General features: G+C 57.3%; 25 protein-coding genes and 3 pseudogenes. 9 read left to right on the top strand and 19 right to left on the bottom strand.

The annotated features are described in order from the left end of the window. Positions 1–24: 24 nt before the first annotated feature. Together AAEZ09_RS24235 and AAEZ09_RS24230 are read right to left on the bottom strand one after the other, a co-directional pair. Complete coding sequence (locus tag AAEZ09_RS24235; protein ID WP_045058352.1) at positions 25–459, bottom strand: YqaA family protein; 435 nt, start codon at positions 457–459, stop codon at positions 25–27. After that, the gene (locus AAEZ09_RS24230) at positions 459–905 is read right to left on the bottom strand and encodes a DUF411 domain-containing protein (protein WP_045058336.1); all 447 of its coding nucleotides are present in this window, start codon (positions 903–905) and stop codon (positions 459–461) included. Before AAEZ09_RS24230 ends, AAEZ09_RS24235 begins: the two co-directional genes overlap by 1 nt. Before the next feature lie 250 nt (positions 906–1,155). Here AAEZ09_RS24230 and AAEZ09_RS24225 point away from each other — a divergent pair, with 250 nt between their 5' ends. Then, entirely contained in the window at positions 1,156–1,344 is a 189-nt protein-coding gene (locus AAEZ09_RS24225; protein ID WP_045058337.1) for a hypothetical protein, read from the top strand. Between the two features lie 18 nt (positions 1,345–1,362). Here the strand turns inward: AAEZ09_RS24225 and AAEZ09_RS24220 are convergent, their stop codons facing one another. Beyond that, positions 1,363–1,734 (bottom strand): fe2+ zn2+ uptake regulation protein, encoded by a 372-nt coding sequence (locus tag AAEZ09_RS24220; RefSeq protein ID WP_045058338.1) that lies wholly within the window; start codon positions 1,732–1,734, stop codon positions 1,363–1,365. A 244-nt stretch (positions 1,735–1,978) separates the two neighbouring features. On the opposite strand from AAEZ09_RS24220, the gene pvdQ reads away from it, so the two are divergent. Further along, positions 1,979–4,294: a bifunctional acylase PvdQ gene (gene pvdQ, locus AAEZ09_RS24215; protein WP_350601092.1), complete on the top strand. Its 2,316-nt coding sequence runs from the start codon at positions 1,979–1,981 to the stop codon at positions 4,292–4,294. A 152-nt stretch (positions 4,295–4,446) separates the two neighbouring features. Here the strand turns inward: pvdQ and AAEZ09_RS24210 are convergent, their stop codons facing one another. After that, the gene (locus tag AAEZ09_RS24210) at positions 4,447–5,451 is read right to left on the bottom strand and encodes a FecR family protein (RefSeq protein WP_350601091.1); all 1,005 of its coding nucleotides are present in this window, start codon (positions 5,449–5,451) and stop codon (positions 4,447–4,449) included. 281 nt (positions 5,452–5,732) lie between these two features. Here AAEZ09_RS24210 and AAEZ09_RS24205 point away from each other — a divergent pair, with 281 nt between their 5' ends. Beyond that, on the top strand, positions 5,733–6,773 hold the full coding sequence (locus AAEZ09_RS24205; protein ID WP_350601090.1) for an Ldh family oxidoreductase: 1,041 nt from the start codon (positions 5,733–5,735) through the stop codon (positions 6,771–6,773). A gap of 65 nt (positions 6,774–6,838) precedes the next feature. On the opposite strand, the gene AAEZ09_RS24200 is transcribed toward AAEZ09_RS24205, so the two are convergent. Then, entirely contained in the window at positions 6,839–7,156 is a 318-nt protein-coding gene (locus tag AAEZ09_RS24200; protein ID WP_045058342.1) for an ElaB/YgaM/YqjD family protein, read from the bottom strand. 163 nt (positions 7,157–7,319) lie between these two features. Between AAEZ09_RS24200 and AAEZ09_RS24195 the strand changes: the two genes are divergently transcribed. Next, positions 7,320–7,571 carry a hypothetical protein gene (locus AAEZ09_RS24195; RefSeq protein WP_045058343.1) on the top strand — a complete coding sequence of 84 codons (252 nt, stop codon included), beginning with the start codon at positions 7,320–7,322 and terminating at the stop codon, positions 7,569–7,571. Between the two features lie 73 nt (positions 7,572–7,644). Here AAEZ09_RS24195 and AAEZ09_RS24190 read toward each other — a convergent pair. The 6 genes and pseudogenes from AAEZ09_RS24190 to araD1 all read right to left on the bottom strand — a co-directional run. Continuing rightward, positions 7,645–7,905 (bottom strand): annotated as a pseudogene (locus AAEZ09_RS24190) (response regulator); the annotation flags it as partial. 74 nt (positions 7,906–7,979) lie between these two features. Further along, a pseudogene (locus AAEZ09_RS24185) lies at positions 7,980–8,195 on the bottom strand (TonB-dependent siderophore receptor); the annotation flags it as partial. Positions 8,196–8,739: 544 nt separating this feature from the next. Next, positions 8,740–10,326 (bottom strand): aldehyde dehydrogenase (NADP(+)), encoded by a 1,587-nt coding sequence (locus tag AAEZ09_RS24180; RefSeq protein ID WP_350601088.1) that lies wholly within the window; start codon positions 10,324–10,326, stop codon positions 8,740–8,742. Positions 10,327–10,442: 116 nt separating this feature from the next. Beyond that, positions 10,443–11,999, bottom strand: a complete 1,557-nt coding sequence (locus tag AAEZ09_RS24175; RefSeq protein ID WP_350601087.1) for a UxaA family hydrolase — start codon at positions 11,997–11,999, stop codon at positions 10,443–10,445. Positions 12,000–12,048: 49 nt separating this feature from the next. Then, positions 12,049–13,368 (bottom strand): MFS transporter, encoded by a 1,320-nt coding sequence (locus tag AAEZ09_RS24170; RefSeq protein WP_350601085.1) that lies wholly within the window; start codon positions 13,366–13,368, stop codon positions 12,049–12,051. Positions 13,369–13,437: 69 nt separating this feature from the next. After that, on the bottom strand, positions 13,438–14,436 hold the full coding sequence (gene araD1, locus AAEZ09_RS24165) for an AraD1 family protein (RefSeq protein ID WP_350601084.1): 999 nt from the start codon (positions 14,434–14,436) through the stop codon (positions 13,438–13,440). Positions 14,437–14,539: 103 nt separating this feature from the next. Here araD1 and AAEZ09_RS24160 point away from each other — a divergent pair, with 103 nt between their 5' ends. Beyond that, positions 14,540–15,487 (top strand): LysR family transcriptional regulator, encoded by a 948-nt coding sequence (locus AAEZ09_RS24160; protein WP_350601082.1) that lies wholly within the window; start codon positions 14,540–14,542, stop codon positions 15,485–15,487. A 139-nt stretch (positions 15,488–15,626) separates the two neighbouring features. Here the strand turns inward: AAEZ09_RS24160 and AAEZ09_RS24155 are convergent, their stop codons facing one another. Further along, positions 15,627–15,902 (bottom strand): hypothetical protein, encoded by a 276-nt coding sequence (locus AAEZ09_RS24155; protein WP_350601103.1) that lies wholly within the window; start codon positions 15,900–15,902, stop codon positions 15,627–15,629. Between AAEZ09_RS24155 and AAEZ09_RS24150 the strand changes: the two genes are divergently transcribed. After that, the gene (locus AAEZ09_RS24150; protein WP_350601105.1) at positions 15,873–16,061 is read left to right on the top strand and encodes a hypothetical protein; all 189 of its coding nucleotides are present in this window, start codon (positions 15,873–15,875) and stop codon (positions 16,059–16,061) included. The genes AAEZ09_RS24155 and AAEZ09_RS24150 overlap by 30 nt on opposite strands. A gap of 48 nt (positions 16,062–16,109) precedes the next feature. On the opposite strand, the gene AAEZ09_RS24145 is transcribed toward AAEZ09_RS24150, so the two are convergent. After that, on the bottom strand, positions 16,110–17,027 hold the full coding sequence (locus AAEZ09_RS24145) for a LysR family transcriptional regulator (protein WP_350601080.1): 918 nt from the start codon (positions 17,025–17,027) through the stop codon (positions 16,110–16,112). A 156-nt stretch (positions 17,028–17,183) separates the two neighbouring features. Here AAEZ09_RS24145 and AAEZ09_RS24140 point away from each other — a divergent pair, with 156 nt between their 5' ends. After that, on the top strand, positions 17,184–18,170 hold the full coding sequence (locus AAEZ09_RS24140) for an aldo/keto reductase (RefSeq protein ID WP_350601079.1): 987 nt from the start codon (positions 17,184–17,186) through the stop codon (positions 18,168–18,170). Positions 18,171–18,239: 69 nt separating this feature from the next. On the opposite strand, the gene AAEZ09_RS24135 is transcribed toward AAEZ09_RS24140, so the two are convergent. The 5 genes and pseudogenes from AAEZ09_RS24135 to AAEZ09_RS24115 all read right to left on the bottom strand — a co-directional run bounded on the left by AAEZ09_RS24135 (position 18,240) and on the right by AAEZ09_RS24115 (position 22,697). Beyond that, entirely contained in the window at positions 18,240–18,686 is a 447-nt protein-coding gene (locus AAEZ09_RS24135) for a PAS sensor domain-containing protein (protein WP_045058345.1), read from the bottom strand. Between the two features lie 143 nt (positions 18,687–18,829). Continuing rightward, positions 18,830–19,390: a GTP cyclohydrolase I FolE gene (gene folE / locus AAEZ09_RS24130; protein ID WP_045058346.1), complete on the bottom strand. Its 561-nt coding sequence runs from the start codon at positions 19,388–19,390 to the stop codon at positions 18,830–18,832. Between the two features lie 152 nt (positions 19,391–19,542). Beyond that, positions 19,543–20,007, bottom strand: a complete 465-nt coding sequence (locus AAEZ09_RS24125) for a thiol-disulfide oxidoreductase DCC family protein (RefSeq protein WP_350601077.1) — start codon at positions 20,005–20,007, stop codon at positions 19,543–19,545. A 194-nt stretch (positions 20,008–20,201) separates the two neighbouring features. Continuing rightward, positions 20,202–21,113 carry a magnesium transporter CorA family protein gene (locus AAEZ09_RS24120; protein ID WP_205893679.1) on the bottom strand — a complete coding sequence of 304 codons (912 nt, stop codon included), beginning with the start codon at positions 21,111–21,113 and terminating at the stop codon, positions 20,202–20,204. A 3-nt stretch (positions 21,114–21,116) separates the two neighbouring features. Further along, positions 21,117–22,697, bottom strand: a pseudogene (locus AAEZ09_RS24115) (RimK family ATP-grasp domain-containing protein). A 94-nt stretch (positions 22,698–22,791) separates the two neighbouring features. Between AAEZ09_RS24115 and AAEZ09_RS24110 the strand changes: the two are divergent. Further along, the gene (locus AAEZ09_RS24110) at positions 22,792–23,886 is read left to right on the top strand and encodes a GNAT family N-acetyltransferase/peptidase C39 family protein (protein WP_350601075.1); all 1,095 of its coding nucleotides are present in this window, start codon (positions 22,792–22,794) and stop codon (positions 23,884–23,886) included. Positions 23,887–24,009: 123 nt separating this feature from the next. On the opposite strand, the gene AAEZ09_RS24105 is transcribed toward AAEZ09_RS24110, so the two are convergent. Further along, complete coding sequence (locus tag AAEZ09_RS24105; protein ID WP_350601074.1) at positions 24,010–24,384, bottom strand: ATP-binding cassette domain-containing protein; 375 nt, start codon at positions 24,382–24,384, stop codon at positions 24,010–24,012. 208 nt (positions 24,385–24,592) lie between these two features. Here AAEZ09_RS24105 and AAEZ09_RS24100 point away from each other — a divergent pair, with 208 nt between their 5' ends. Next, positions 24,593–25,798 carry a GGDEF domain-containing protein gene (locus AAEZ09_RS24100; RefSeq protein WP_350601072.1) on the top strand — a complete coding sequence of 402 codons (1,206 nt, stop codon included), beginning with the start codon at positions 24,593–24,595 and terminating at the stop codon, positions 25,796–25,798. Positions 25,799–25,929 lie beyond the last annotated feature (131 nt).

Raw genomic sequence — 25,929 nt, 5'->3', positions numbered from 1 at the left:
CAGGCAATACGCGGGGCCGATCGTTCAACCGGCCAAGCCCAGGGTCGCCACGGCCACTACACCGTAACGCGCGCCCTTGGCGAAAGTGACAATCAGCAGGAATCGGCCCAATGGCTCACGCATTACGCCAGCCACCAGGGTCAGCGGGTCGCCGATAATCGGCAGCCAACTGAGCAGCAGCGACCAATGGCCATAACGCTGGTAGTGCACCCGGGCTTTTTCCAGGTGTCGGGGGCTCACCGGAAACCAGCGACGATCACGAAAGCGCTCGATACCGCGCCCCAGCCACCAGTTCACCAATGACCCCAGGACGTTGCCCAGGGTCGCGACCGCCAGCAGCACCCAAAGCCAGTACTTGCCGCTGAGCAGCAAACTCACCAGCAGGGCTTCCGATTGCAACGGCAGCAAGGTGGCGGCGCCGAACGCGGCGAGGAAAAGCCCCAGGTAGGCGCCGACAATCACTTGGCCGGATAGTCCGCCACCACCACGTCAGCGCCAGCCTTGTTCAGGCCGATCACCTGATAGGCGTCGCTCATGCCGTCCATTTCCATTCCGGGCGAACCCATGGGCATGCCGGGGGCGGCCACGCCCAGCAAATCGTCGCGCTTGCTCAAGGCCAGCACCTGATCGGCCGGCACGTGGCCCTCGACAAATTTGCCATTGATGAGCCCGGTGTGGCAGGACGCCAGGCGTGGCGGCACGCCGTGTTTCTGTTTGAACGCGCTCATGTCGGCTTCAACATGGTCCTCGACCTTGAAACCATTGGCTTCCAGGTGGCTGATCCACTTTTTGCAGCAGCCGCAGTTGGCGTCACGATGGACCTCGATTGGGATGAGGTCGGCGGCCTGGGCCAGGGAAGAAATGAACAAGGCGCTCAAGGCAGCCAGTCGCAGGTGGGTTCGCATGGGGAGTCTCGTCTCGAATTGCGGCCGGGAACATGCATTTTGACCTTTTTCGACGGCCAGGCCTTCAATGAGTGTTTCCAAGTGCTACAAAATGCGCAGGAAGGATCAAGGCGGATCCATCCTGAGGCAAAACCTGGGGTGCAACTGCACCGCAAACCATCGGTGCCGGCTGGAATCGAGTCCTGTAACATGATGACCCGCCTGTACCCCGACAGGCAGGCGGCTATATTTTCACGTTCAGGAATTACCCATGACCCAGTCACAACGTTTGAAGTATTCGATTTTGATCTCGCTGGTAGTGCTGGCGATCATGTTTGGCTTGTCTTATCTGCAGAACACCGGCGTCATCGGCGAAAAAACCTTCCAGTACATCGCCATTGGCGTGGCGGTGCTGGTGGTGGTGATCAACGGCGTGATGCGTCGCAAGGTCAAGCCCTGAACGGCGCACACCGGATGCTTATTCGCCGTGCAATGCGGCGAATGCCTGGGGATTGAGGCTGTAGCTCTTGTCCGGGTTGAGGTTGATAACCCCTTCGCTGCACAAGCGTTTCAACACTTCGCGCACGCTGAGAAAGGACAGGGGGATATCCAGGTCCAGCAGTTGGCTGTGCACCCCGCGCACGCCCAGGGAACGCTCCTGTTCGGCGGCGCTCAACAGGGCGTCGATGACTTTGAGGCGGATCAGGCTGGTGCGCAGGCCGAAGCTCTTGAGCAGGACCCTGATGCGTTCGTTGCCATGGCGATCGGTACGTTGATCGAAAACGCCGGCACCAATGGATGTTCCCATTGGCGCAATGCTACCGTCCGTTGGCAGTTGCGAGTTGTACATGCAAAAACTCCTTTTCCGAGCTTTGTCCGGTAAATGATGGGTGCTCTCATTTAATAAGACGGATGAGATGGCCAAATCATGAAGGCTCAAATGTAGAAATTTTGTCGACGCCATGTCGGCAAGGTGTGAGCGGCCTTGAAGACGGGGTTGCAGGCGCTAAATTTTTGCCCGGGATTTTCGTTCTTGGGGGAAGGCCAGTCGCGTACGTACAGTCAATGACTGGCATTTTCGATCAGGAGCGAGCGTGATTATTTCCCGGCAGTTGACCCGATTGAGCCTTGCGGGTGTATTGGCAGCGGTGAACGTTGCGGCAAGCGCGCAGCCGAACGAGGCCACCGCAGATATCCGGCGCACCAGTTTTGGCGTACCGCACATTCGCGCCGACAACGAGCGCGGCCTGGGCTACGGCATCGGTTATGCCTATGCGCAAGATAATCTGTGCTTGCTGGCGAACGAGATTGTCACGGTCAATGGCGAGCGCTCGCGCTACTTCGGCCCGACCCAGTTGACCGTGGAAGAGCGGGAGAACCAGGTCAGCGACGTGTTTTTCACCTGGCTCAACACGCCCCAGGCGGTTGCCGCATTCTGGCAGGCGCAAACGCTCCCCGTGCGCGAGCTGGTGGAAGGTTATGTGGCAGGCTTCAACCGCTCCCTGAAAGAAACCCGGGCCAAGGGCCTGCCCCCGCAGTGCCAGGGCGAATGGGTGCGCGACATCACCACGCAGGATCTGGTCAAGCTGACCCGGCGCTTGCTAGTCGAGGGAGGGGTTGGTCAGTTTGCCGAAGCACTGGCGGGTGCCTCGCCGCCCCAGGCAGGCGCTGCACAGGTCGGCCCGCCGGCTTCATTCCAGGTGGCGTCCACGCGCCTGCAGCGTTTTGCCCTGGATCGCGGCAGTAACGCCGTGGCCGTGGGTAGCGAGCGTTCCTTCAACGGGCGCGGGATGTTGCTGGCCAACCCGCACTTTCCCTGGGTCGGCGGCATGCGCTTCTACCAGATGCACCTGACCATTCCCGGCCAGCTGGACGTGATGGGCGCCGCGTTGCCTGGGCTGCCGATGATCAACATCGGTTTCAACCAGCACCTGGCCTGGACCCACACGGTGGATTCGTCCAAACACTTTACCTTGTACCGCCTGCAGCTCGATCCCAAGGACCCGACCCGCTATTTGCTGGATGGCAACTCGCTGCCGATGACCCGGCAGACCGTGACGGTAAAGGCAAAAACTGCGGACGGTCAGGTGCAGCCGATGACACGCGAAGTCTACAGCTCGCGATTCGGCCCCGTGGTGCAATGGCCCGGCAAGCTGGACTGGGATTCGCAGTTCGCCTACAGCCTGCGCGATGCCAATCTGGAAAACGATCGGGTGTTACAGCAGTGGTACTCGATGAACCGCGCAACCAGCCTTGGCCAGTTGCAAGCGTCAGTGCACAAGATCCAGGGTATCCCCTGGGTCAACACCCTGGCCGCCGATGATCAGGGCCAGACGCTCTACATGAACCTTTCGGTCGTGCCCAACGTGAATGCCGCGAAACTGGCGGCGTGCAGCGACCCGCGCGCCGGCCTGCAGATGATCGTGCTCGATGGTTCTCGCAGCGAATGCGCGTGGGACATCGATCCCCAGGCTGTGCAACCCGGTATTTATGCCGCTGCCGACTTACCGCAACTGCTGCGCAAGGACTTCGTGCAGCACGCCAACGACTCGGCGTGGATGGTCAACCCGGCGCAACCGCTGACTGGATTCTCCCCGTTGATCAGCCAGCAGGAGCAGCCGCTGGGGCTGCGTTCGCGCTTCGCGCTGGAGCGCCTGCAGGCCTTGGCACAGGGGCGTATTGGCGCCGCCGACCTGCAACGCATGGTGCTGGATGATGAGGTCTACCTCGCCGGCCTGGTGATGCCGGATATGCTGCAGCTATGCGCTTCAGGCCAAGGGGCTGATGAGCAGCAACTCGCCGCGGTATGCAGTAGCCTCAAAGTCTGGGACCGCAGGGCGAATCTGGACAGTGGTATCGGATTTGTGCACTTCCAGAACCTGATGCAGGCGCTGCAGGAGTCGCCTGATGCATGGCGTGTGGGTTTCGATCCACAAGACCCGCAGCACACGCCGCGGGGGCTGCGGGTGGATGAGCCGCAGGTTGCCGAAACGATTCGTGGAGCGATGTTGGCGTCGTTGGAGCAGACGGCCAAAATGGGCTTGAACGAGCACAGTCGCTGGGGCGACATTCAGGTGGCCAGCAGTGGCGGGCAGCAGACGCCGATCCATGGCGGGCCAGGCACCTTGGGTGTGTACAACGCGATACAGAGCGTGCCCAGGAGTGACGGCCGGCTCGAGGTGGTCAGCGGCACCAGTTACCTGCAGGTGGTGACCTTCGATGAAAAGGGGCCACACGCCCAGGGACTGCTGGCGTTTTCGCTGTCCAGCGATCCCCAGTCAAAGCATTCGCGGGATCAGAGCGAGGCGTTTTCCCGGAAGAAGCTCAGCGTCTTGCCGTTTACCCAACAGCAGATCGAGGCAGATCCGCAGTATCGGGTCGAGCGGATCAGTGAGGGGGATGGCCGGTAGGCGCGACCCTGTGAGAGCGAGTCTTTGCACATGAGCCTTTGGGAAACACTACGTGGGAGCGAGCCTGCTCGCGATAGCGGACTCACAGGCAGCAATGATGCCGAACCCGACAGCCTAATCGCGAGCCTGGTCGCTCCGGCAGGGGGCAAGTATCAGATTTTTGGGGCCTGTTGCGGCATGGCGTTGAGCACCGGGTTACCGTCCTTGTTGCGGGTCACGTACACCGGCAGCACCTTGGGCAGCGAGGCCACCAAAGAATTGAGCTCCTTGATGTTGTAGATTCCGCCGATCCGCAGCGCACCGGTGTTGTGGTCGGCGACCGCCAGGGGTTTGCTTAGATAGCGGTTTATCAAGGGCAGGGCGTTGCTCAGCGTCAGGTCATCGAGCACCAGCTTGCCGCTGCGCCAGGCCAGCGAGTTGTCGTTGTCGTAGGTCTGGCTGATGCGCGCAGTGTAGTCTCCGCGACCATAGCTGGCCTGCATGGCAGGACCCAGGCGCAGGCCATCACCTGGAAGGTCATCGTTACTGCTGACCAGCACCGAACCCTCGACCAGGTTGACCCGTACCTGATCCTCATACATCCAGACATTGAATTGAGTCCCGGTGACCCGAATCCGCCCGTCAGCTGCCTTCACGATGAACGGGTGGCTCGTGTCGTGGCTGACTTTGAAAAAGGCCTCACCCTTGTTCAAGGTAACGCGGCGCTGATCCTTGTAGTTGGTGAAAGTCAGGTTACTGCCCAGGTTCAGCTCGACTTCGCTGCCATCACTGAGGGTCACATGGCGCACCGTATCGCCCGCTTCAATGTGCTCGTAGGCATTGGGCAGCCAACCGAGGTTCCAGCCACTGTAGGCGGCCAACGGTAGCGCCACCGCACAGACCGCTGCTGCAATACCGAAGGTTCGCCAAGGGGAGGCAGGCTTGAAGGGGAGGGCAGCCGCACCTTCGGTGGCCGGACGCGGCAGGTCGCCAGCGACTTCCCATATCTCCAGCATCGCTTCGTACTCAAACGCGTGCAGCGGATGAGCATCCAGCCACTGCTCAAACGCCAGGCGCTCTTGCGCGGTGCAGTCGATGGCATGCAGACGCATGCACCAGTGCGCCGCGGCATCGGTAATGGCGTCATATTCGGCTTGCGGAAGGGGGGTGTCGGTCATTGACTCATCCTGATTTCGTGCATTCTAACCTTTGCAGGAAGTCGGCGAGAACACCGTCATGGCAATTACCCATCAAACAGCAATGTTTTTCATTTAAACCTGCCGTTCAAAGGGCCGCCTGGTAAATAGTTATCGCCAAATTCCCCGCCGGGTCGGTTACATTAATCCGGTTGAACGCCGCCCGGTCGAAAGATTGACAGGCCGTGCAGCTCGCTTTGTTTAATCGGTTTGTTTGTCATTACACGCTGTTGCCCCCTCCAATAATTAATCTGGAGCTTCAGATGTCCGCGCCACACGAACTTGCCACGCCTACGGCTTCGCAAAATCTGTCTTTTGATGAATTGACCCAGTTACTGGAAAAGATCTTCCTGCGCCATGGCACCAGCGCTGAAGTCGCCCGCACCCTGGCCCTCAACTGCGCGGGCGCCGAACGGGACGGAGCGCACAGCCATGGCGTGTTCCGGATTCCCGGGTATGTATCGACCCTGCAAAGTGGCTGGGTCAGCGGCCAGGCCATCCCGCTGGTAGAAGACGTGGCCTCAGGCTTCGTCCGGGTCGATGCCGGCAACGGGTTTGCCCAGCCTGCACTGGCGGCAGCGCGCGCTTTGCTGGTGGAGAAGGCTCGCAGTGCAGGCATCGCAGTGCTGGCAATCCGCAACTCCCATCACTTCGCCGCGTTGTGGCCCGATGTTGAACCCTTTGCCTACGAAGGGCTGGTGGCTTTGAGCGTGGTCAACAGCATGACCTGCGTGGTGCCGCACGGTGCCGACCGGCCGCTGTTTGGCACTAATCCGATTGCCTTCGCCGCGCCACGCGCCGACGGCGATCCCATCGTCTTTGATCTGGCCACCAGCGCGATTGCCCATGGTGACGTGCAGATCGCCGCGCGCAAGGGCGAGCGTCTGCCAGCGGGCATGGGCGTCGACAGCCTTGGCCAGCCGACCCAGGACCCAAAGGCCATCCTTGAGGGCGGCGCTTTGCTGCCGTTTGGCGGGCACAAGGGCTCAGCACTGTCGATGATGGTGGAGTTGCTGGCGGCAGCGTTGACAGGTGGTAATTTTTCTTTCGAGTTCGACTGGTCCAACCACCCCGGAGCCAAGACCCCGTGGACCGGACAGTTGCTGATTGTGATCGACCCGAGCAAGGCCGCCGGGCAGAGTTTTGCCGAGCGCAGCCAGGAACTGGTGCGGCAGATGCATGGTGCAGGGCTTAAACGCTTGCCGGGGGACCGCCGTCATCAACAACGGACCAAGTCAGCGGCTGGAGGTATCGAGCTGGATGCGCAGACATTGGACAATCTGCGGGCGCTTGCGGGGGACTAGAACTGCCTTAGGCTGAAACGCCGAAGCAGCTGGCAACGCCAGCCGCTTCGGAGGTTGCGCTTGAATTAGCGGCGACCGAGCAGCAGTCCCACCACCAGGCCGAAACCTGCGGAGATCGCCACGGTCTGCCACGGATGGCCCCCGATGTAGGTCTCGGTGGCTTCTACGGCAGGCTTGGTCCGATCGCGCACGCTGCTGACCGAGTCCATGGCTTGCTGGAGTTTTTGGGCGACCTGTCCGCGAAGGGTTTCTGCCTCCTCACCGACCAGTGATGCGCTGCTCTTGAGCAGTTTGTCCGACTCTTCGATCAACGCTTGCAACTCGCTGAACGCTTGATCCTTGATTTGATCTTCGGCGATTTGCGCGGCAGTTTTCCGGGCCATTGAAGTACTCCTTGCTGATGGATGGACAGTGAACAATGGAGTGTAGAGCGGCAGGAAAAGTTGCAGGGATTTAGCGCGAAAATGTGGTCCTTTAGAAAATCCAGCGCAGGACATTTCCTACCAGGGTGTAAGATGTCGCCAATTTACACAGCAGGTAAACCCCATGAGCTTCAATCTGGCCGACAAACCCCTTTCCGAGCGCGCCGCGCTCGAAGATGAAAAATCCCGTCTGTTCGATCTCTGGCAAAGCAACCTGGGCAAAGCCAAGGGCGAGGCCGCACGGTTGTTTGGCGAGCGCGCCAAACGCAAAGGTAAATGGGCCGAGTGGGTCCGTTCCGAGCTCGACGCCATGTCGCCCCCGGAATTTGCCAACATGGTGCGCAGTGAAGTCAATCGCTTGATGGCTGCCAAGTAGCCAACCCGGCGCCATGGGGTAGCGCTGATCGCCGTGGACTTGGGCGACTCTCATTGCCTAGAGCGGCTGCGGACTACGATGACCCCAAGAGTTTTCTGACTTCGGCAATGATCAAGTCGATGTTGAATGGCTTCGCCAATACCGCATCAACCAAATCCGACTTGTGCATTCCAATATGTGCCTGAGCACCGTTCATCAGGATGATCGGCAACTGATCAGCGCAAGGAAGGCTCCGGACGGCTGTGGCGAATTCCAGGCCGTCCATGACCGGCATCAAAAAGTCGGTAATGATCAAGGCAGGCTGTTCTCTACCCAGAACCTCGAGCCATTTACGCCTGGAGCATGGTTGGCTAGCCGACATGGAGCAACATTACCCCGACACAAACCACAGCGCCAAAACCAGGCACCGCGCGATACCGCCTGGTCGCCCACGTTCTCGGTAAACTCGTCGTACTGGGCATCGACGTAGGCGAAGTTAGCTTCCGCCATCAGCCTGGAAGTGACTTGCAGCTTGCCCGTCAGCTCGATTCCCTTTGAAGTCTGCTGACCGGCCTGCGTTGTATTGTTGATGTTGTCAGGGGCAGTGATCGAAAAATCTCTACGAACGATTGGGTAAGCGGCGAGTTGTTAAAAGAATGCGGAGCGAAAGAATGAAGATCTTATAAAGATTAAAGTAGGGTGGTTAAATCAGGGCAATTTTTTAGTAGTGGGTATTTTTCTTTGGCCGGGCTTCATTTTGTCGCTTTTCGATGGAGGGTTTCTGACAGTTGTTTTTGATTGCGCGGTTACGGCTCAAATGCTCAAAAACAAAAGATGCCAATCCGAACAATCCAATAATTGAAATGATCATAATTCCCAGGTCTGAGCTGCTCATAATGTTCTTCCGTCGAAATGTGTTCCGGAGGATAAAATATCTATGGCGGAACTCAAGGCGATCTACGATTTCTTTACGATCTTTTTGCTATTGCGCAGCCATCGCCAGTGATGGTCACTTTCGTGAAATAAGGAACATGCCAGGCTGACTGCGTCCATTAATGAGCCGGCTGCTCGTGGGCCTTGCACATTAAGGCAGCGTCCACAAAGACGCTGCCTTATGGCGGACTTGAGCGCGCTATTACAGACGGAAAACAACCGCCCGAAGTGGACGGTTTTTTGCTACTCGCGTTACTTAATGGTCAAGCGCGACGGCCGTATGTTTTCCATCGACCAGGCGCTGGATGCCCAGCGGATTGGCGTCTTGCAGGGCTTCGGGCAAGAGGGCGTCGGGGTAGTTCTGGAAGCAAACCGGGCGCAGGAAGCGATCAATCGCCAATGTGCCCACCGAGGTCCCTCGCGCGTCCGACGTAGCCGGGTACGGCCCGCCATGCACCATGGTCTCGGTAACCTCTACCCCGGTTGGATAGCCATTCAACAGGATCCGACCGACCTTCTCTTGCAACAGCTCGGTCATCCAGCTGTATTCCAGCAGCTCGCCAGCCTCACCAAGGACGGTTGCCGTCAACTGCCCGCGCAGACCATTGAGCGCCGCGACCAGTTGCGCCTGGTCGGCGACTTCAATAACGATGGTGGCCGGCCCGAATACCTCTTCCTGGAGCAGTTCGTCACCGTTGAGCAGCAAGCTGACGTCGGCTTTGAACAATTGCGGTTGAGCCTGTTTACCCTGTTGCGGACTGCCCGCCAGATGTTCCACGCCCGGGTGAGCGAGCAGGTGTTGCAGACCCTTGCCATAGCTGGCCAGGGCTCCGACGTTGAGCATGGTCTGCGCCGGTTGATCTTTCATTTGCGCGGTGAAGTGCTGTAAAAACGCCGTGAAATCTGCCGACTGCACGCCGATGATCAGTCCGGGATTGGTGCAAAACTGCCCGCAACCCAAGGTGACCGAGCTGGCGAGTTCGTTGGCGATGGTTTCGCCACGCACCTTGAGTGCCTGGGGAAGAATGATCACCGGGTTGATGCTCGACATCTCGGCGAACACCGGAATCGGCTGGGGACGTTCCGCAGCCATCTTGCACAATGCGTTGCCACCTTTGAGAGAGCCGGTGAACCCCACGGCTTGAATCGACGGATGCTTTACCAACCACTCACCGACGCCCCCGCCGTAGATCATGTTGAACACACCGGCGGGCATACCGGTGCGCTCCGCTGCACGCACGATGGCGTCCGCGACCCATTCGGCGGTAGCCATATGGCCGCTGTGGGCCTTGAACACTACCGGGCAGCCAGCGGCTAAAGCAGAGGCGGTGTCGCCCCCGGCAGTGGAAAATGCCAACGGGAAGTTGCTCGCGCCGAACACCGCGACCGGGCCCACGGCAATCCGGAACTGGCGCAAATCAGGGCGGGGCAGGGGCGTGCGATCCGGCAGGGCGCGATCAATGCGCGCGCCGTAAAAGTCACCGCGACGCAGCACCTTGGCGAACAGGCGCATTTGCCCGCTGGTGCGGCCACGCTCGCCCTGGATACGCCCGGCAGGCAACGCCGTCTCACGGCAGACGGTGCTGACGAAATCGTCGCCCAAGGCATCCAGTTCGTCGGCGATAGCATCCAGAAATTCAGCGCGGCGGGATGCTGGCAAATTGCGGTAAACCGTGTACGCGGCGCTGGCTGCTTTGGCTGCCGCGTCGACCTCGTCTTGCGTGGCCTGGATGAAATGGCCTGGTAGCGCTTCGCCTGTTGTCGCATCGAAACTTTGCAGATGCACACTACCCGCGCCGAGTCGCTGACCACCGATGTAGTTCTGACCGAGAATCTGAGTCATGTCAGGCTTCCTGATTGGATGATTAAAGAAAATTCGAGGCTCGACACCCGCTAAATCAAGCGGCTCCGCATCGTGCTGGACGACGGGAGCCGGAGTGCCGAAGTGAATGAAAGGTCTTAAGTGATCGCACCGATCTGCCACGGCACGAACTCGTTCTGGCCGTAGCCATGCTGTTCGCTTTTGCTTTTGTCACCCGAGGCGATGCGCAGCATCATGCGAAAGATGTATTCGCCGCGCTCCTCAATGGTCATGGTGCCGTCGGCAATCCCGCCGCAGTTGACGTCCATGTCTTCTTCCTGAGTTTCCCAAAGACGGCTGTTGGTGGCGAGTTTGATAGACGGCGAGGGCGCACAGCCATATGCCGAACCGCGACCCGTGGTGAAGGCAATCAGGTTGGCCCCGCCAGCTACTTGGCCAGTTGCAGAGATCGGGTCGTAGCCGGGGGTGTCCATGAACACCAGGCCGTGTGCCCTGACCGTTTCAGCGTATTCGTAGACATCGACAAGATCGGTGGAGCCTGCCTTGGCTACGGCACCCAGCGATTTTTCCAGAATGGTGGTCAAGCCTCCGGCTTTGTTGCCCGCTGAAGGATTGTTGTTCAGCTCGGCATCCATGCGCTTGCAGTAGGCTTCCCACCAATGAATACGTGCGATGAGTTTTTCACCGACTTTCTGGCTCACGGCGCGGCGAGTCAACAAGTGCTCGGCGCCGTATACCTCCGGCGTCTCCGACAGAATGGCGGTGCCGCCGGCCGCCACCAGGCGATCTACTGCATTGCCCAACGCAGGGTTGGCTGTGATGCCCGAGTAACCGTCGGAGCCGCCACATTGCAGGCCGATGATCAGGTGCTTGGCGCTGACGGGTTCCCGTTTGACTCTGTTGGCTTCTGCGAGCAGTGACTTGACTTGCGCGATGCCACTGGCAATGGTTTTCGAAGTGCCACCCGTGCCCTGGATGGTGAAAGTGCGCAGCGAATCGCTGCTTGTCAGACCCTGGGCCGCCAGCAGATCGGGAATCTGGTTGGTCTCGCAACCCAGGCCGATCAAGAGTACCGAGGCAAAGTTCGGGTGCACGGCATAACCCCCCAGAGTCCTGCGCAGCATGGCCAGTGCCTCGCCGCCCGGGTCGACTGCGCAGCCCACACCGTGGGTGAGTGCGACTACTCCGTCAACGTTGGGGTACTCAATCAGTGCCTCAGGGTGAATGTCGCGGCGAAAATAGTCAGCAATCGCCCGCGCCACAGTGGCCGAGCAATTGACCGACGTCAGAATGCCGATGTAGTTGCGCGTAGCCACACGACCATCGGAGCGCACGATGCCCATGAACGTTTCCGCCGTGGGCGCGGGAATGCCCTTGGCATCGATGCCAAACGCATAGTCCCGAGAGAAATCGCCCATCGCCACGTTGTGGACATGCACGTGTTGCCCCGCCTCGATGGGTTGGCTCGCGAAGCCGATAATCTGCCCGTAGCGTCGTACCGGTTGGCCCACGCCGATATGACGCGCCGCGACCTTGTGTCCAGAGGGCACGGGCTCAAGCACCTGGATACCTTCGGCTTTAAGCTCCAGGCCTTTGATGAGCGGTTGCCGCGCGATCAACACATCGTCCAGCACGTTGAGTCTAATCACGGAATTAGCAGCGGTTTCACTGCCTGTTGTCGTTATGAGTTGCATGACGGTTCCCTCTGTTTTTCAGGTAGCGCAATGAATCGGACTGGGCAGGTCAAGCCAATCCACGCTCGCGATAATCAATCAGGCTGGAGAACAGCATCAGTCCGGACGCCATCACTACGAAGAAGATAAGCGCCAAGAAGTATGAGCCGGTGTATTGCACGATCAGGCCGATCAGGATTGGCACGATTACGCCAACCATATTGCCGCAGAAGTTCATGCTTCCCCCCAGTACACCCGCTTTGGACTGGCCACCGAGGATGGCTGGCAGGCACCAGTACATGCCGCACCAGCGAATGAAGAACAAGGCGACACAGAGCAGCGAGATGACAACGACCGCATCACCGCTGTAAGCCACGGCCAGAATACAGATGGCGGCAATGGCTGCGGAGCCTGCGAACATACTGCGCATGACTGTGTTGGGTTGACCGCCTGCAGCTTTCCACTTATCGGACAGCCAGCCACCAAACAGCTCGCCAATGAACCCACACATGAAGATAAGAAATGTCGCGCCACCCATGGCCTTGATGTCCAGGTTATGGGCTTTGTGCAGGTAGCTTGGCATCCAGGTCAGCAGGCCGTAGAACACGCTGTTGTAGCAAGCGTAGCCGGCGAACATTGCCAACACCGAACGGCTCTTGAGCAGTTCCTTAAGGATTGCCTTACGCCCACCGGTGGCTTTTCTGGCCGCTTCATTGGCATCAGTGATGTAAGCCAGCTCTGCAGCATTCACTTTAGGATGTTCGCTTGGATGGTTTCTGATGTACCACCATGCCCATATGCCTACGACCATGGTGCCAACGCCCGCGATGACGAAAGCGATTCGCCAGGAGTCAAACCAGGTGATCAACCCCGCGATGAGAATTGCCCCAAGTGCAGTACCCAGAGGGGCGCCGCCATCGACAAGCGTCGCTCCGCGACCGCGTTCATTGGGCGTCAGCCAGGCACCGTTGAGCTTGGCGCCGGCCGGCATGATCGGCGACTCTGCGACACCCAGCCCGATCCGTGTGATGAGCAAAGTGATCCAGTTGTGCGCGCCGCCGGCCAAGGCCTGAAAGAGGCCCCAGCCAACGGTGGCAATGCCAACGATGTTGCGGGTCTGAAAACGGTCGAGCAGCATGCCGCCAGGAATCTGCATCAGCGCGTACGACCAGAAGAACGCACTCAGCATCAAACCTTCCAGTGCCGGCGTCATGTTGAAATCAGCAGAAATCAGTGGCAGTGCAACTGACAGCGAAGCCCGGTCGATGTAATTGATGGCCGAGAGCAACAGCAGGAGCAGGAAAATCCTCCAACGCACAGTGGTTGGACGGGCGTTTGCGGCGGCAGCCGATGCAGTAGCAGTGACGACCTGTACATTGCCAGTGGTCATGTTCATCTCACTCTTATGTTTATTATGAAATGCATCCATTTCTAATGGCCCTGTTAAGGGCCTAACCCGTCACAGCGATTGTATTTCTCCAATGTTGAACGCTGCTGCGGCGACTTCGATGGTATTGCACAGCGGTGCTCCGAACTCGCTCATGCTGACTTCGAAACGATCGCCCGGTTGAGTCTTGATATTGTCTGCGACAGAGAGGGTGGCAGTGCCGAAGAAGTGCACATGCACATCGCCAGGGCGCAAGAACTGGGTGTACTTGAAATGGTGGTACTCAAGATTCTCCAGGCTGTGGCACATATTGTCTTCGCCACTGAGGAACTCTTTCTCCCACAGTACTTGGCCGTCGCGCCAGATGCGGCTGGTACCTGCCAGGTGCCGGGGCAGTTCACCGACGCGAAGCTCTGGCCCATAGGAGCAGTTGCGCAGCTTGGAGTGTGCCAGATACAGGTAATTGCGACGTTCCATGACATGGTCAGAGAACTCGTTGCCCAAGGCGAAGCCCACGCGGTACGGCTTGCCGTCTTCGCCGATCACGTACAGACCGGTCAGCTCGGGTTCTTCGCCGGCATCTTCTGCGAACCCCGGCGACTGGAAAGCCTGGTTCGGACGTACCACAATCGAACCATCACCCTTGTAGAACCATTCTGGTTGAGCTCCCACTGTACCCGCTGCGGGACGACCGCCGTCGATTCCCCACTGGAACATCCGGGCGGTGTCGGTTAGCGCGGCCTGATCGTCGAGTTTTTGCTGGTGCATCTTGTCCCGAGTCGAAGCGCTCCCCAGGTGGGTTAGGCCAGTGCCGCTGATCAGGCAGTGGGCCGGGTCTTCATGGTCGAGTGGTGGCAGGACTCGGCAGGCTTCCAGCAGCTCGATGTAACTCTCGGCACCGAGTGCGGTGCCAACGGCCTGTACTTCCTGCAGCAGGCTGCGGCCATTGGCAATGGCGGCCAGGGCAAGGGCGCGTGTACTGCATGTGCCGTTGACCACCTGAATCGAGTCGCCCTCTACAACGCCGACACGACGCTGGCCTGCAGTGTCTTCAAACTGGATTAAACGCATGGTTGGGTCTCGGCTTGTTGTTATCGTTAAAGCCACTTTAAATTTCCAGGCTCTTGCTGCCTAATGAGAGTTACGACCCAAGCGATAACTTTCAGGTATACCCATGCTTCCGTCCTTTTCATCCATCGTCTCTCGCCTGCGGCTCAAGCAACTGCGGCTGTTGATCGCCCTCGACGAGCATGGCTCGGTTCGCAAGGCTTCCGAGATCATGGCGTTGTCCCAACCGGGCGCAACCAAGGCATTGCAGGAAATTGAGACAATCTTCGGCTCAAGCCTCTTCGAGCGCACGAGCAAGGGTTTGGAGGCCAACGACCTGGGGCGCTGTGTGATTCGTTATGCGCGCCTGATTCACACCGACCTCGAGCACCTTCGTGAAGAAATGGTCGGAATTCTCAAAGGGCACGGCGGACGCCTTGCGGTGGGCACCATCATGGGCGCCGTGCCGGCATTGGTGGACAGCCTCGCGCGCCTGCGCGATAAACAGCCGGAGCTGTCTATTGCCATTGTTGAAGACACCAGTTCGCGCTTGTTGAGCTTGTTGGACCAGGGGCGATTGGATGTAGCAATCTGTCGAACCAGCGTAAGCCCACGGCCGACCGCTTATCAAACCCGCTTCCGCGCACAGGAACCACTGGTAGTGGTGGCCAATCCGCGGCACCGACTTGCAGGAGCAGCGGCGCTGAGGCTCGCCGACCTGATGGACAGTCGCTGGGTAGTGTTCCCGGTCAATATGCCCATGCGCTTGACGTTAGAGCGTGAGTTTCGCCAGTTGGGATTGAGTTTTCCGCTCTACGCTATCGAAACCTCTTCGACATTTACTACGTTGTCCCTGTTACTGAAAGATCCGAACCTGGTTGCCGTCATGCCGAATGATGTTGCTCAGATGGCACTGGATCACGGTATGTTGGTCAAGCTGGCGCTGACCATCCAATCGACTAGCGAGCCCTATGAAATCGTCACTCGGCCGGATGTAGAGTACACGGCACCTATGGTTTTGCTGATCGACGAGCTGACCGGCGTAAGCGCTGATTCGGCAGCGCCTGTGACATAACGCAAGCTTCCGTGCCGGCGGAGTATCTGCTATCAAGCCGAGTCGCTCTGCCAGAGCAAATGAAAGGCAATTCGCCTCCGACTCTTGGCCAGGCGCAATACCACGACCTTCGATTACTCAGGGGGCTGATGCCCTTTCGTCATGCAACTGTCTTTGCCTGCCAACTCAGCTGACGTGCAAGATCAACGCTTGCTTGTCCACCGCACACAGAATTCAGCTGTCCGATTATTGATATTTGACGATATTTTGAAGAATGAGCGGGCCGCCTAGCCCTAACGTCGGTTGATGCTCGATCACCGAGTTCCTTGAGAGGCACTCCATAAGTATTCATCGCATCGATGACGATTTTATCGTTCCAGCACGCCATCTTCCGACCGATGTCCCGATGAGCGCTGAAAGGGATGGCCAGAATCACAATGTCCGCGCTCAAGGCCTGTTCGAGGGGCTGCGCAACGATGCTGTCGCCCAGCTCGACCAGCACCTTGCCCGGCCCAGCCGGGCGGTGGTTGATAGATCGGATAAAAATCAGTCCGATTGGCTAGCGTTCCAGCTTCGATTAAAAATGATTTTGTGAATTCGATCTGAGAAGAACTCAGCACGCTGCAGGCATGTGAAAAATTGCCTACAACAGGTTTGGAAGGGATTGCTGTTCTCTTATAATGTTGATCATTGTATGTAGTGCTGGGTGATTGTATCTACGACTACCGTAATATATATGGAATGGATCTTCCGCGGATGCGTGCTGTGGAAGTATCAATCTCAGTGTTTCAGACTTTAATTCCGGTGTTATTCGTGCTTCAAGCACATAGGCGATGCCCACGCCCGCTTTAGCGGCAGAGATAGTTGTGGCTGTATCATTGATGGTCACCAATCCTGGAACACGAATTTTCCTGCGCTCACCCTCAACCTGCAGCTCCCAGCGAAAGCTCGAGTTATCTCCCAAAAGTAGTTGAAGACAGGTGTGATGCTCCAGATCTTCTATGGTCATCGGCGCTCCGTGTTGCTCGACATAGCCTGGCGAGGCCACCAAAACCCAGCGCTGAGGCCCGCTCAACGGTAATGCGACCATGTCTTTCGGAACATGATGACCGTAGCGTATACCCGCGTCGTATCCCTCGGCCACAATATCAATGGGCCTGTTATCGACCACTACCGTAAGACGCACGCCTGGACAGCGTCGGACGAATTCAGGGAGTGCTGGTGCGATCAGCAGATCGGCAGCATCTGCAAATACATTGAGACGAATCTCACCAAGATTGCCAACGCCTGGCGCTTCAAACGTTTCAAGCGCGGCGCCGATCTTGTTGAAGCCATCTTCCAGACGCTCCGCTAAATCCAGCCCCAAAAAAGTGGGCGATACGGCACGACTTGTCCTGTTCAGTAACTTTGCGCCCAAGCGGTCTTCGAGCCGCCGTATGGCATGGCTCAAAGCCGAAGGAGTCAGGCCCAATTCTTTAGCTGCTGATTTGAAACTTCCCCATCGGACGATGGACAGGAAAACTTTCAGGTCTGCGAAATCGATGCGATTTTTCTGAGTCATAGATGATTCGGCTTCACTGACTGGATGAACTGATTTCAGTTTAGCCTGTGCGATTATCAGCACCCCGTCAACGACCCGATGGCATCGCCACACGACCGCGTGATTGGGAATATCCGCCAGTGGCGTCATGCAGGGCTAAGAGAAGAGGAAGCAGATATGCATCACCGAGTCATTGGACGCACGGGCAGAAAAGTCTCCGAAATTGGATTTGGTGCATGGGCCATCGGTGGAGCCTGGGGTGAGGTTTCCGAGTCCGATGCCAAAGCGGCACTTCACGGGGCATTGGACCAAGGCACGACGTTCATCGATACCGCGGACGTCTACGGTGACGGAAGATCGGAGCGCATCATTGCAGATGTGATGAAAGAGCGAGGCGGGGATCGGCCCTTTATCGCGACGAAAGCTGGGAGGAGGTTAAATCCTCATGTGGCTGAAGGCTACACGCGAGCGAATCTGAACGATTTCGTAGACCGCTCCCTGCGAAACCTGCAAACAGATTGTCTCGACCTTGTTCAACTTCATTGCCCACCTACCGAAATTTACTATCAACCCGATGTCTTTCAGGTAATGGAGGACATGATTACCGCAGGGAAAATACGTCACTACGGCGTTTCGGTGGAAAAGGTCGAAGAGGCTTTGAAGGCTATCGAATACCCTGGTGTCGTTTCGGTTCAGATGATCTACAACATCTTCCGTCAGCGGCCCGCTTCTCTTTTCATGCAAGAGGCTAAAAAACGTGGAGTTGGGGTTATCGTTCGCGTGCCTTTGGCTTCCGGTTTGCTAAGTGGGAAAATGACGAACGCTACTACTTTCGCTGCGGATGATCATCGCTTGTTCAATCGAAATGGGGAGGCGTTCGATAAAGGCGAAACCTTCGCCGGCGTACCGTTTGATGTAGCGCTGGAAGCCGTCGAGCGACTTCGGCCCTTAGTGCCGCAGGGCGTGACAATGGCGCAGTTTGCATTGCGCTGGATTTTGATGGAGTCCGGGGTGACGACTGTCATCCCGGGGGCCAAGAATCCACAGCAAGCCAAAGCCAATAGTGATTCGAGTGACTTATCGCCGATTTCTGACGAGTCGATGCAAGCGGTTCGTGACCTGTATGAATCGAAAATCGCCTCTCATGTGCATCACCAATGGTAATTCATTGACTTGAAACCTCATTGGTCTTGAAAGGAGCGGCGGGCATTAACTCAGTAGACGCAGTCAGGCTTAGCGTCGCAATTGCGCCAATTGTTCCTTTAATCGTGCGACTTCACTTTCAAGTTCACGGACTCGCTCGCGAGCCTCAACCTCAACGCTGACGTCCTTCTGGATACCGATGAAGTACGTCAGTTGATCTGCGTCGTTAAACACAGGGGTAATCGACAGTTCGTTCCAGAAAGCGCTGCCATCCTTGCGATAGTTGCGAATGATTTGCCGGCAGGGGTGAAAGTTCTTTATCGCCTCCCGGATTGTTGCCAGGCCGCTTTGGTCGCGGTCATTACCCTGCAGAAAGCGACAGTCCTGGTAAAGGATGTCGTCAACACCGTAGCCCGTCAGGCGCTGGAAGGCGGGGTTGGCGTAGATCAGTATGTTCTCGTCGCCTTCCTGCTCTGCTACCACGATGCCATCGTTGGATGCTTCAACCATCAGTTGAAGCAGTTCTGCATTGATCATTTTCTGAGCCCCAGTGAATGTCACATCATTTTAGGACAACTTGGGGTTTCAAAATGCTTTCGACACAATTCGACAGCATTCCTATGACTGACCAAGGCGCCGCCAGCGAGAAAGGTATGCGCGGACAGGCGCGACCTTTGGTGTCAAGCTGGTCGCCCGATCAGTTGCAGGAACTCGTGGCGCGTAGCGGACGACTCGCGAAAGGCGCCCAGCATCACTGATGAGGTCATCACCGAGTTTTGCTTCTCCACGCCTCGCATCATCATGCACATGTGCTTGGCCTCTATGACCACAGCCACGCCGGCGGCATCGGTGATGTGCTGAATGGCGTCGGCGATTTGTTTTGTGAGGTTTTCCTGAATCTGTAAGCGGCGGGCAAACATATCAACCACCCGTGCGACCTTCGACAGCCCCAGTACTCTTCCGGTGGGGATGTATGCGACGTGAGCCTTGCCGATGAAGGGCAGCATGTGATGCTCACACAATGAATACAGTTCGATATCACGCACGATGACCATTTCATCATTTAGCGATTCGAACAGTGCACCGTTGATCACTTCTTCCAGGCTCATCGTGTAGCCGTTGCACAGGTATTGCATCGCCTTGGCTGCGCGTTTGGGCGTGTCCAGCAATCCTTCACGCTCAGGGTTCTCGCCTACGCTGACAAGAATTTCGCGGTAGTGGTCGGCTAATGATGGGTTCATTTCTATTCCTCGCAGCCATGCTGCGGTTCATGTGACGGCCATCCTTGGCTTTAGGGGCGTTTGGGCTGCGTAAGATCTGACTCAGGAACACGAGCTTCGCCCTGTCACCTGTCGCTCAGGTTCTTCCTCAGACCGTACCTGAGCGAGGCATCCTAGGGCTGCTTAGTTTTGCAGGTGAGATGCTCGCCAGGTACGGGTTTTGATTCCGGCACTGTGCAAGAGCTGTCGACACATCGACGGCGACCCTCTGGATGAGGCAACCAGGCCAAATGGGGGCGTAAGCGGCAGAAGAGGCGATAGCCTGCGGCGAGCAGCGGCCGGACTGCACGCCATGTCAGTGGCGTTGCCCAGAACCCCAGGCCGGCGGCTCGCCAACTCCATAGAGTGGCATCCAGTCCGGTTACCCAGCGGCCATCGGCAAAACGGGCATGCAGCGAGGACTGCATTTGCTCGAGCGTAAACCCGAGTGTCCTGGCGTCGAAGGCATCACTGCTGATGTCTACAAACATCAGTCGACTCCCTGCGGCGTGTCGGCGCAGGATCTTGATTTCACGCGCGCACAGCGGGCATGTACCGTCAAAGTACAGCGTCAGTGGCCAATGCTCCTTATTGTACATTGATGTCTATCTTGTATAGGTTCTGTACAAGATAAGCCTAAAAAAACCAACTGACAATCATGGTCATTCGTTTGCCGTGAAAATGATCCGCCCGCCCGCCGGGCATCGTTCAAAGTAGAGATCACAAGAGCAGCAGTAGCGCTGCGCGCGGCGGGCTGCACAGTCCTGCTCGGTCCAACTTCAAGCGCGGATCATCAAGCCACTCGCCGCAGTGCCGCGGCCATGCCGCCGCCTATCGCAGCCATGCCAACAACCAAACAGGGGAATGACACCCACCAAGGTATGGCGGCGGTCATCATGCTGAACTCCGACATGCCGCCAATGCTTGCGATCAGGTTGAGTGGCAGGAAAACCACGTTTATCAGGGTCAGGTTGCGCAGCGCCAGGTTCATGCCATTGTTCGCCAGATTGCCACGTGCCTCTATCAGATTCGCAAACACCTTGGCGTGGATCTTTGCCTGTTGGTAGCTCTGCTCGTTCTCGATAATCAGATCGTTGAGCGAGTCCAGTTGACTTGGGCCGAACCCGTGGCGCTGGCCATGGCTTCGAAGCAGGGCGAGTACTGCGCCATTGCTCTGAATGGCGTTCACGTAGTACACAAGGCTTTCGCTCAAGTTGTACATCTGCACCAGTTGCTGGTTATCCATTGTGCGGCTGACTTGTTGCTGCACCTCGCGGGCCATCTGCTTGACAACACGCAAGTGGCCCAAATAGTGATGCACGCTTTCAGCCAGCAGCGCCATCAGCACATCCAGAGGGCCGCTCAGCGCTGAGTCGCTCTCCAAACCTGCTAGAAGTGAGTTGCTCGCGCAGATCACCACCAACCTCTGCTCGCTCAACACCACTCCGAACGACGACACATTGAACGCTCGGCCATCGAAGCTCTCCGGTCGCTTCCAGATCAGGAACAGATGGTCTGGCTTGATCTCGATGCGCGCTACTTCGTCCGGATCCAGGGATGACTCCAGCGCCTGGGCGCCGATCCCCAATCGTTCCCGGAGCAGCAACTGCTCGCCGGCATCCGGTGCGACGCACAGCCAGACACTGGCTTGATCGTCGGGCGCCTGGCACAGGTTACCTTCCTGAATGCTGTAGGCTTCGATCATCGCTTACCACGCCTGGCCGCGATGTTTGAGTTCCAGCCTCTGGATAAATGCTTGAAGCACCCGCCGATACAGCTCATCGCCTAATACGGCGTCTTCGGTTCCCGCATCCAGGTTAGGGTTGTCGTTGACTTCAATCACCAACACCCGGTCACCGGCTTGTTTAAGGTCGACGCCGTAAAGGCCATTGCCGATCAGCCGTGCGGTGTCGACTGCAAGTTGCACAACCTCTGGCGGCGCTTGCTCGATCGGGACGGCCTTGCACATGCCGTTTATTTCACCAGGCACGGCTTTGTGGTTGTAGATTTGTCAATGCCCCTTGGACATGAAGTATTGACAGGCATAAAGGGCTTCGCCGTTAAGCACGCCTACGCGCCAGTCATACTCCGTGTAGCAGTATTCCTGAGCGAGCAGCAGCACCGAATGCTCGAACAATTCCTGTGCTGCCGACGACAGCGCCTGCGCATCGGCGACTTTGATGACACCCCGCGAGAAGCAGCCGTCGGGAATTTTCAGTACAAGAGGAAAGCCCAACCGACGGCCTGCCTGCTCCAGTTCCTGAGGTCGATCCTTGTAGAGGATTTCCGTCGCTGGCATTCCCAGGCCGCGTCGCTTGAGCAGGTCAGTCAGGTACACCTTGTTGGTGCAACGAAGGATGGAAGATGGATCATCGATGACCACCAGACCTTCACTCTCGGCTCTTTTGGCAAAACGGTAGGTGTGGTCGTCTACGCGGGTAGTCTCGCGAATGAACAACGCGTCGAATTCTGCCAGGCGCGCATAGTCTTTTTTCTCGATAAGTTCGACATCGATACCAAGCTGTTTGCCGGTTTCAACAAATCGCTCCAGCGCCAATGAATTGGAAGGTGGCAGCGCCTCTGCGGGATCTTGCAATATTGCCAGGTCGTATCGAGCCATACGCTTGGACGCCGGTTGTCGCCATGTGCGCCGATTGAAGGCATCCAACGCGTTGGCAAAAGCATGCTGTTGCTCATCACGCAGTTTGTGCAATGCACCGGGTTTGATTCCGGCAATCTGCCACGTCTCACCACGGCGAAATTCCACCAGCAAAATAGGGCAGGGGAACGCCTCAAAGAGCTGACGGCCGATCTCTTGCAGTGACTCAATGGTGGCTTTGCCAAAATACAATGACAGGGTAAAGGCTTCGGTATTGCCATAAGGATGGTTGGCCAGCGCCCGCTCCAGGGTGCGCTCAAGATCATCCAGACCCACCCCGTACAGCGCCTTGCGCGACAGCTCGCTGATGATGCGCACCGATGGGAACACCTTGTGCCCGCGCGCTTCGGCAAGCAAAGAGCAGTAGTAGCCTTGGCCCAGGTACTTGTAGTTGCGGCAGAGGTTGATCACCTGCGTGCGACCGGGGAGGTCGTCGCTGTGCTCAAGGTAATCCTGGGCAAGCATCAGGCTTTCACTGGGGAGGTAGCTGGCCCAGTCTTCCTTGCGTTCGACGAGGATCAGCAACTGGCTGCCTGAACGCCCCGTGCTGGGAGGCTCCTCGACGAGAGATATTGTGGAACGTTCCGATTTGTCCAATACTTCGTTCACGTTGGTTTGCACCGCTGACATGAGTAATCGATCCCTATTGAAGAACACGCCGCTTCAATAAATCACGGACATCCGGGTCTGTCCCGGTTCGTTACTCAAACATTACGGTGCCACCATGCTTTTTAACTTTCGCGTTGCAGCGACGGACGATATCGACGAATTGGTCGCGTTGGAACAGGAGTGTTTTACGCTTGATCGGTTGAGCCAGCGCAATTTTCATTGGATGGTCAGCCGTGCCAATAGTTGTTTGATTGTCGCCGAATGCCAGGAAGAACTGGCGGGATATGCCCTGTTGCTCTTTCATCGTGGCACATCACTCGCACGCCTTTATTCAATCGCTGTCAGTCAGGCATGGCGAGGCCATGGCCTCGGCCAGAGTCTGCTGGAAGAGGCACAAACGCGTGCGCTTTCCCGGAACTGCGCATGGTTGCGTTTGGAGGTCAGAGCCGATAATCCCGCGGCCATCAGCCTGTATGAGGCCAATGGATACCAGCGCTTCGCAGTCGTCGAAGACTACTACGAAGATCATGCCGAAGCGCTGCGTTACGAGAAGCGAATCCTCCATCAAGCTCCGTCGCCGACACGTCAAGTACCCTATTATCAACAGACCACCGAATTCACATGCGGCGCGGCCTGTCTGCTGATGGCTATGGCTGCCATCGAGACGAGCCGGCCAATGAGCCGCAAGGAGGAAATTCAGCTCTGGCGCGAGGCGACTACCATCTTCATGACCGCAGGACACGGTGGCTGCAGTCCTCAGGGCTTGGCTTTAGCTGCCTGTCGGCGCGGTTTTGAGGTGCGTCTGGTGGTTAGCCAACTTGGCTCGCTGTTTCTGGAGGGCGTACGCAGTCCGGAAAAAAAGGCCATCATGAAGCTGGTAGAAGACAGCTTCGCTGAGGATTTGGCGCACGCGGGTGTCATACAGGAGCAGGCTTCCAATTTTGATATCCGCGCAGCAATTGTGGCTGGATTCAAACCCGTGGTACTGATCAGTAACTACCGGTTCACCCGGTTGAAGGCCCCTCATTGGGTACTGATAACAGGTTGCGACGACGAGTTTGTGTATCTGCACGATCCGGATGTGGATCACAGCCGCCACCGTCAGATCATCGATTGCCAGCACCTGCCAGTGAGTCACGAGGAGTTTATGCGCATGAGCACGTTTGGCTCTCGCCGAGTACGGGCTGCCGTCATGCTGCGCGCACGCTAAAGGGGCGCTCGCTGGGTGTCGAAACGTTAGCGTTTTGGCTGGCCGAGTGATTGTTGTTTGAAGACATCACTCGCACCCTCCATGCTGCGCGGGGTCTTTGGCTAGCAAACTGTAATCTGATATTTAATGGGCTGCTCGTTGTTCAGGCGTAAGTACAGATACTGGATAGACCGCGGTGAATGTCCCAGCGTCGACACTCAATGCGCGGCAATCGACGCCATAGACGTGCGCAAGGTTTTCCGGTGTCAACGTGGCGCCTGTCGAACCGCTGCAATGCACATGGCCCTGGTGCAGCATCATTGTGTCGTCGGCATAGCGACTGGCCAAATTCATGTCGTGGAAAATCGCCAGCGTGACGATGTTATGTTTGCGTGTATAGCTGCTGACAGCATCAAGTATCTGTAACTGATTGGCCAGATCCAGCGCAGAAGTCGGCTCGTCCAGTAGCAATAACCGGGGACTGCGAACAAGGGCCAAGGCTATGGTAATAAATCTCATTCGTGTATTAAGAATGTTTCATGCAGCTTGTCTTGATGGATGGGGTTGGGAAATGTGTGCTCGAAGACTTTTCGCCAGATGAGCCTCCCTCGGCGACATCTGGCCCGTCCTCGCTGACCACCGTCGTCCGACAAACACATACTGGCAGTCGGCCATCTCAGCTAAACTCACGATCAGAGCTATTTCCAGCGGCGCCTTGTGAGACTCCATGATTGCCCATACCCCCACGCTTTTTGCCTGTGTCGCGTTAGTCGCGACGATCATGGCGTTTTGTCTGATTCTGGTCGGCCAGTTCAACCAGCGTGACGGTCTGCTCACCATTGGCTTTGGTTTATTGGCCCATGCCTTGGCCTACGTTGGCTACACCTTCTACGGTCATGCTCCATTATGGTTGACCTATGGTGCCGCCAATACATTACTCGCGGTGGCGCTGGCCTTCTATGGTGCCAGCTTGTTCCGGATTATCGAGTTGCCAGTGGCTTGGTGGCGGGTTTTCGCGCCGGCTGTACTGATGCTGACGTTGATGGCAAGCCTGATCGAAACCCTGGAGCCGAGAATGCTCGCTGCCACTGGGGTGTTGATGGTGCAGTGCGCATTGATCATCTACTGGACTCGCCGCTACATTCCCGCTCAGGGCCGTGCACGGATGCTGTTGATCATTGGGGCGAGTATCAGCCTGATTGGCCTGGGCATGCGGGTGGTGGCTGTGCTCGGCGGGGGGGCTGCCGAGATGCGCTACGATGTCAGCAACCTCAAGCAGACTATCTCGGTCAGTATCGGTACTTTCACCGCGATGATGATCTCTCTCGGGCTTGTGCTGCTGTCCAAGGAGCGCAGTGAGTCATTACTCCAGCAGATGGCGCTGCGGGACGTTCTGACAGGCATTCTCAATCGTCGAGCTATCCTTGAGCAGTTTTCCAAAGACCTGGAACGTTCACGCCGAGAGAATGCTTATCTTGCTGTGGCCATGGTCGATATAGACCACTTCAAACAGATCAATGACGTCCATGGTCATCTGGCGGGTGATGAAGTGATTTGTCACTGCGTTAACCATCTGACCGAGCGTCTTCGTCATTCCGACAGTATTGGTCGTTATGGAGGCGAAGAATTCCTGGTGCTGCTGCCTGGTACGAGCCCCGAAGGCGCCGTTGCTGTGCTTGATAAACTGCGTGCCTCTTTGGCCGAGACACCAGCGCAGTTCGGTGACGCAAGCATTCCGGTGCGCATCAGTATCGGTGTTTGCTGTGTGATGCCAGAAGACGGTGATACCACCGCCAGCCTGCTTGCCTGGGCGGATGCGGCGCTTTATGAGGCTAAGGGGTTGGGGCGCAATACCTTGCGACTGGCGCAGCCTTGTCGCCTGCGCAGTGCTGCGCCGTTCAGTGACACTCCACAAACGACTGAAGCGTCGTGATTCCACGCGTGACGTTTCCATAAATACATAGGTTTATCGGCGTGAAATAAGGGTAAGTGTCTAAGTTATAAACGTTTTTGATTTCGTTATATTGTTTTCAGGAGTGAAAATCGTGTAGTTATCAGTAGGGG

The sequence above is a fragment of the Pseudomonas sp. 65/3-MNA-CIBAN-0223 genome (assembly GCF_040310425.1).
Classification (GTDB): domain Bacteria; phylum Pseudomonadota; class Gammaproteobacteria; order Pseudomonadales; family Pseudomonadaceae; genus Aquipseudomonas; species Aquipseudomonas gregormendelii.
The sequence above is the reverse complement of the archived record's forward strand: the minus strand, read 5'-3'. Positions and strand labels throughout refer to the sequence as shown.

Coding starts and splice junctions, on each gene's coding strand:
- AAEZ09_RS24230 (WP_045058336.1), bottom strand. CDS start 905: ATGCGAACCCACCTGCGACTGGCTGCCTTGAGCGCCTTGTTCATTTCT.
- AAEZ09_RS24225 (WP_045058337.1), top strand. CDS start 1,156: ATGACCCAGTCACAACGTTTGAAGTATTCGATTTTGATCTCGCTGGTA.
- AAEZ09_RS24220 (WP_045058338.1), bottom strand. CDS start 1,734: ATGTACAACTCGCAACTGCCAACGGACGGTAGCATTGCGCCAATGGGA.
- AAEZ09_RS24210 (WP_350601091.1), bottom strand. CDS start 5,451: ATGACCGACACCCCCCTTCCGCAAGCCGAATATGACGCCATTACCGAT.
- AAEZ09_RS24205 (WP_350601090.1), top strand. CDS start 5,733: ATGTCCGCGCCACACGAACTTGCCACGCCTACGGCTTCGCAAAATCTG.
- AAEZ09_RS24200 (WP_045058342.1), bottom strand. CDS start 7,156: ATGGCCCGGAAAACTGCCGCGCAAATCGCCGAAGATCAAATCAAGGAT.
- AAEZ09_RS24195 (WP_045058343.1), top strand. CDS start 7,320: ATGAGCTTCAATCTGGCCGACAAACCCCTTTCCGAGCGCGCCGCGCTC.
- AAEZ09_RS24180 (WP_350601088.1), bottom strand. CDS start 10,326: ATGACTCAGATTCTCGGTCAGAACTACATCGGTGGTCAGCGACTCGGC.
- AAEZ09_RS24175 (WP_350601087.1), bottom strand. CDS start 11,999: ATGCAACTCATAACGACAACAGGCAGTGAAACCGCTGCTAATTCCGTG.
- AAEZ09_RS24170 (WP_350601085.1), bottom strand. CDS start 13,368: ATGACCACTGGCAATGTACAGGTCGTCACTGCTACTGCATCGGCTGCC.
- araD1 (WP_350601084.1), bottom strand. CDS start 14,436: ATGCGTTTAATCCAGTTTGAAGACACTGCAGGCCAGCGTCGTGTCGGC.
- AAEZ09_RS24160 (WP_350601082.1), top strand. CDS start 14,540: ATGCTTCCGTCCTTTTCATCCATCGTCTCTCGCCTGCGGCTCAAGCAA.
- AAEZ09_RS24150 (WP_350601105.1), top strand. CDS start 15,873: ATGAGCGCTGAAAGGGATGGCCAGAATCACAATGTCCGCGCTCAAGGC.
- AAEZ09_RS24145 (WP_350601080.1), bottom strand. CDS start 17,027: ATGACTCAGAAAAATCGCATCGATTTCGCAGACCTGAAAGTTTTCCTG.
- AAEZ09_RS24140 (WP_350601079.1), top strand. CDS start 17,184: ATGCATCACCGAGTCATTGGACGCACGGGCAGAAAAGTCTCCGAAATT.
- AAEZ09_RS24135 (WP_045058345.1), bottom strand. CDS start 18,686: ATGATCAATGCAGAACTGCTTCAACTGATGGTTGAAGCATCCAACGAT.
- folE (WP_045058346.1), bottom strand. CDS start 19,390: ATGAACCCATCATTAGCCGACCACTACCGCGAAATTCTTGTCAGCGTA.
- AAEZ09_RS24125 (WP_350601077.1), bottom strand. CDS start 20,007: ATGTACAATAAGGAGCATTGGCCACTGACGCTGTACTTTGACGGTACA.
- AAEZ09_RS24120 (WP_205893679.1), bottom strand. CDS start 21,113: ATGATCGAAGCCTACAGCATTCAGGAAGGTAACCTGTGCCAGGCGCCC.
- AAEZ09_RS24110 (WP_350601075.1), top strand. CDS start 22,792: ATGCTTTTTAACTTTCGCGTTGCAGCGACGGACGATATCGACGAATTG.
- AAEZ09_RS24105 (WP_350601074.1), bottom strand. CDS start 24,384: ATGAGATTTATTACCATAGCCTTGGCCCTTGTTCGCAGTCCCCGGTTA.
- AAEZ09_RS24100 (WP_350601072.1), top strand. CDS start 24,593: ATGATTGCCCATACCCCCACGCTTTTTGCCTGTGTCGCGTTAGTCGCG.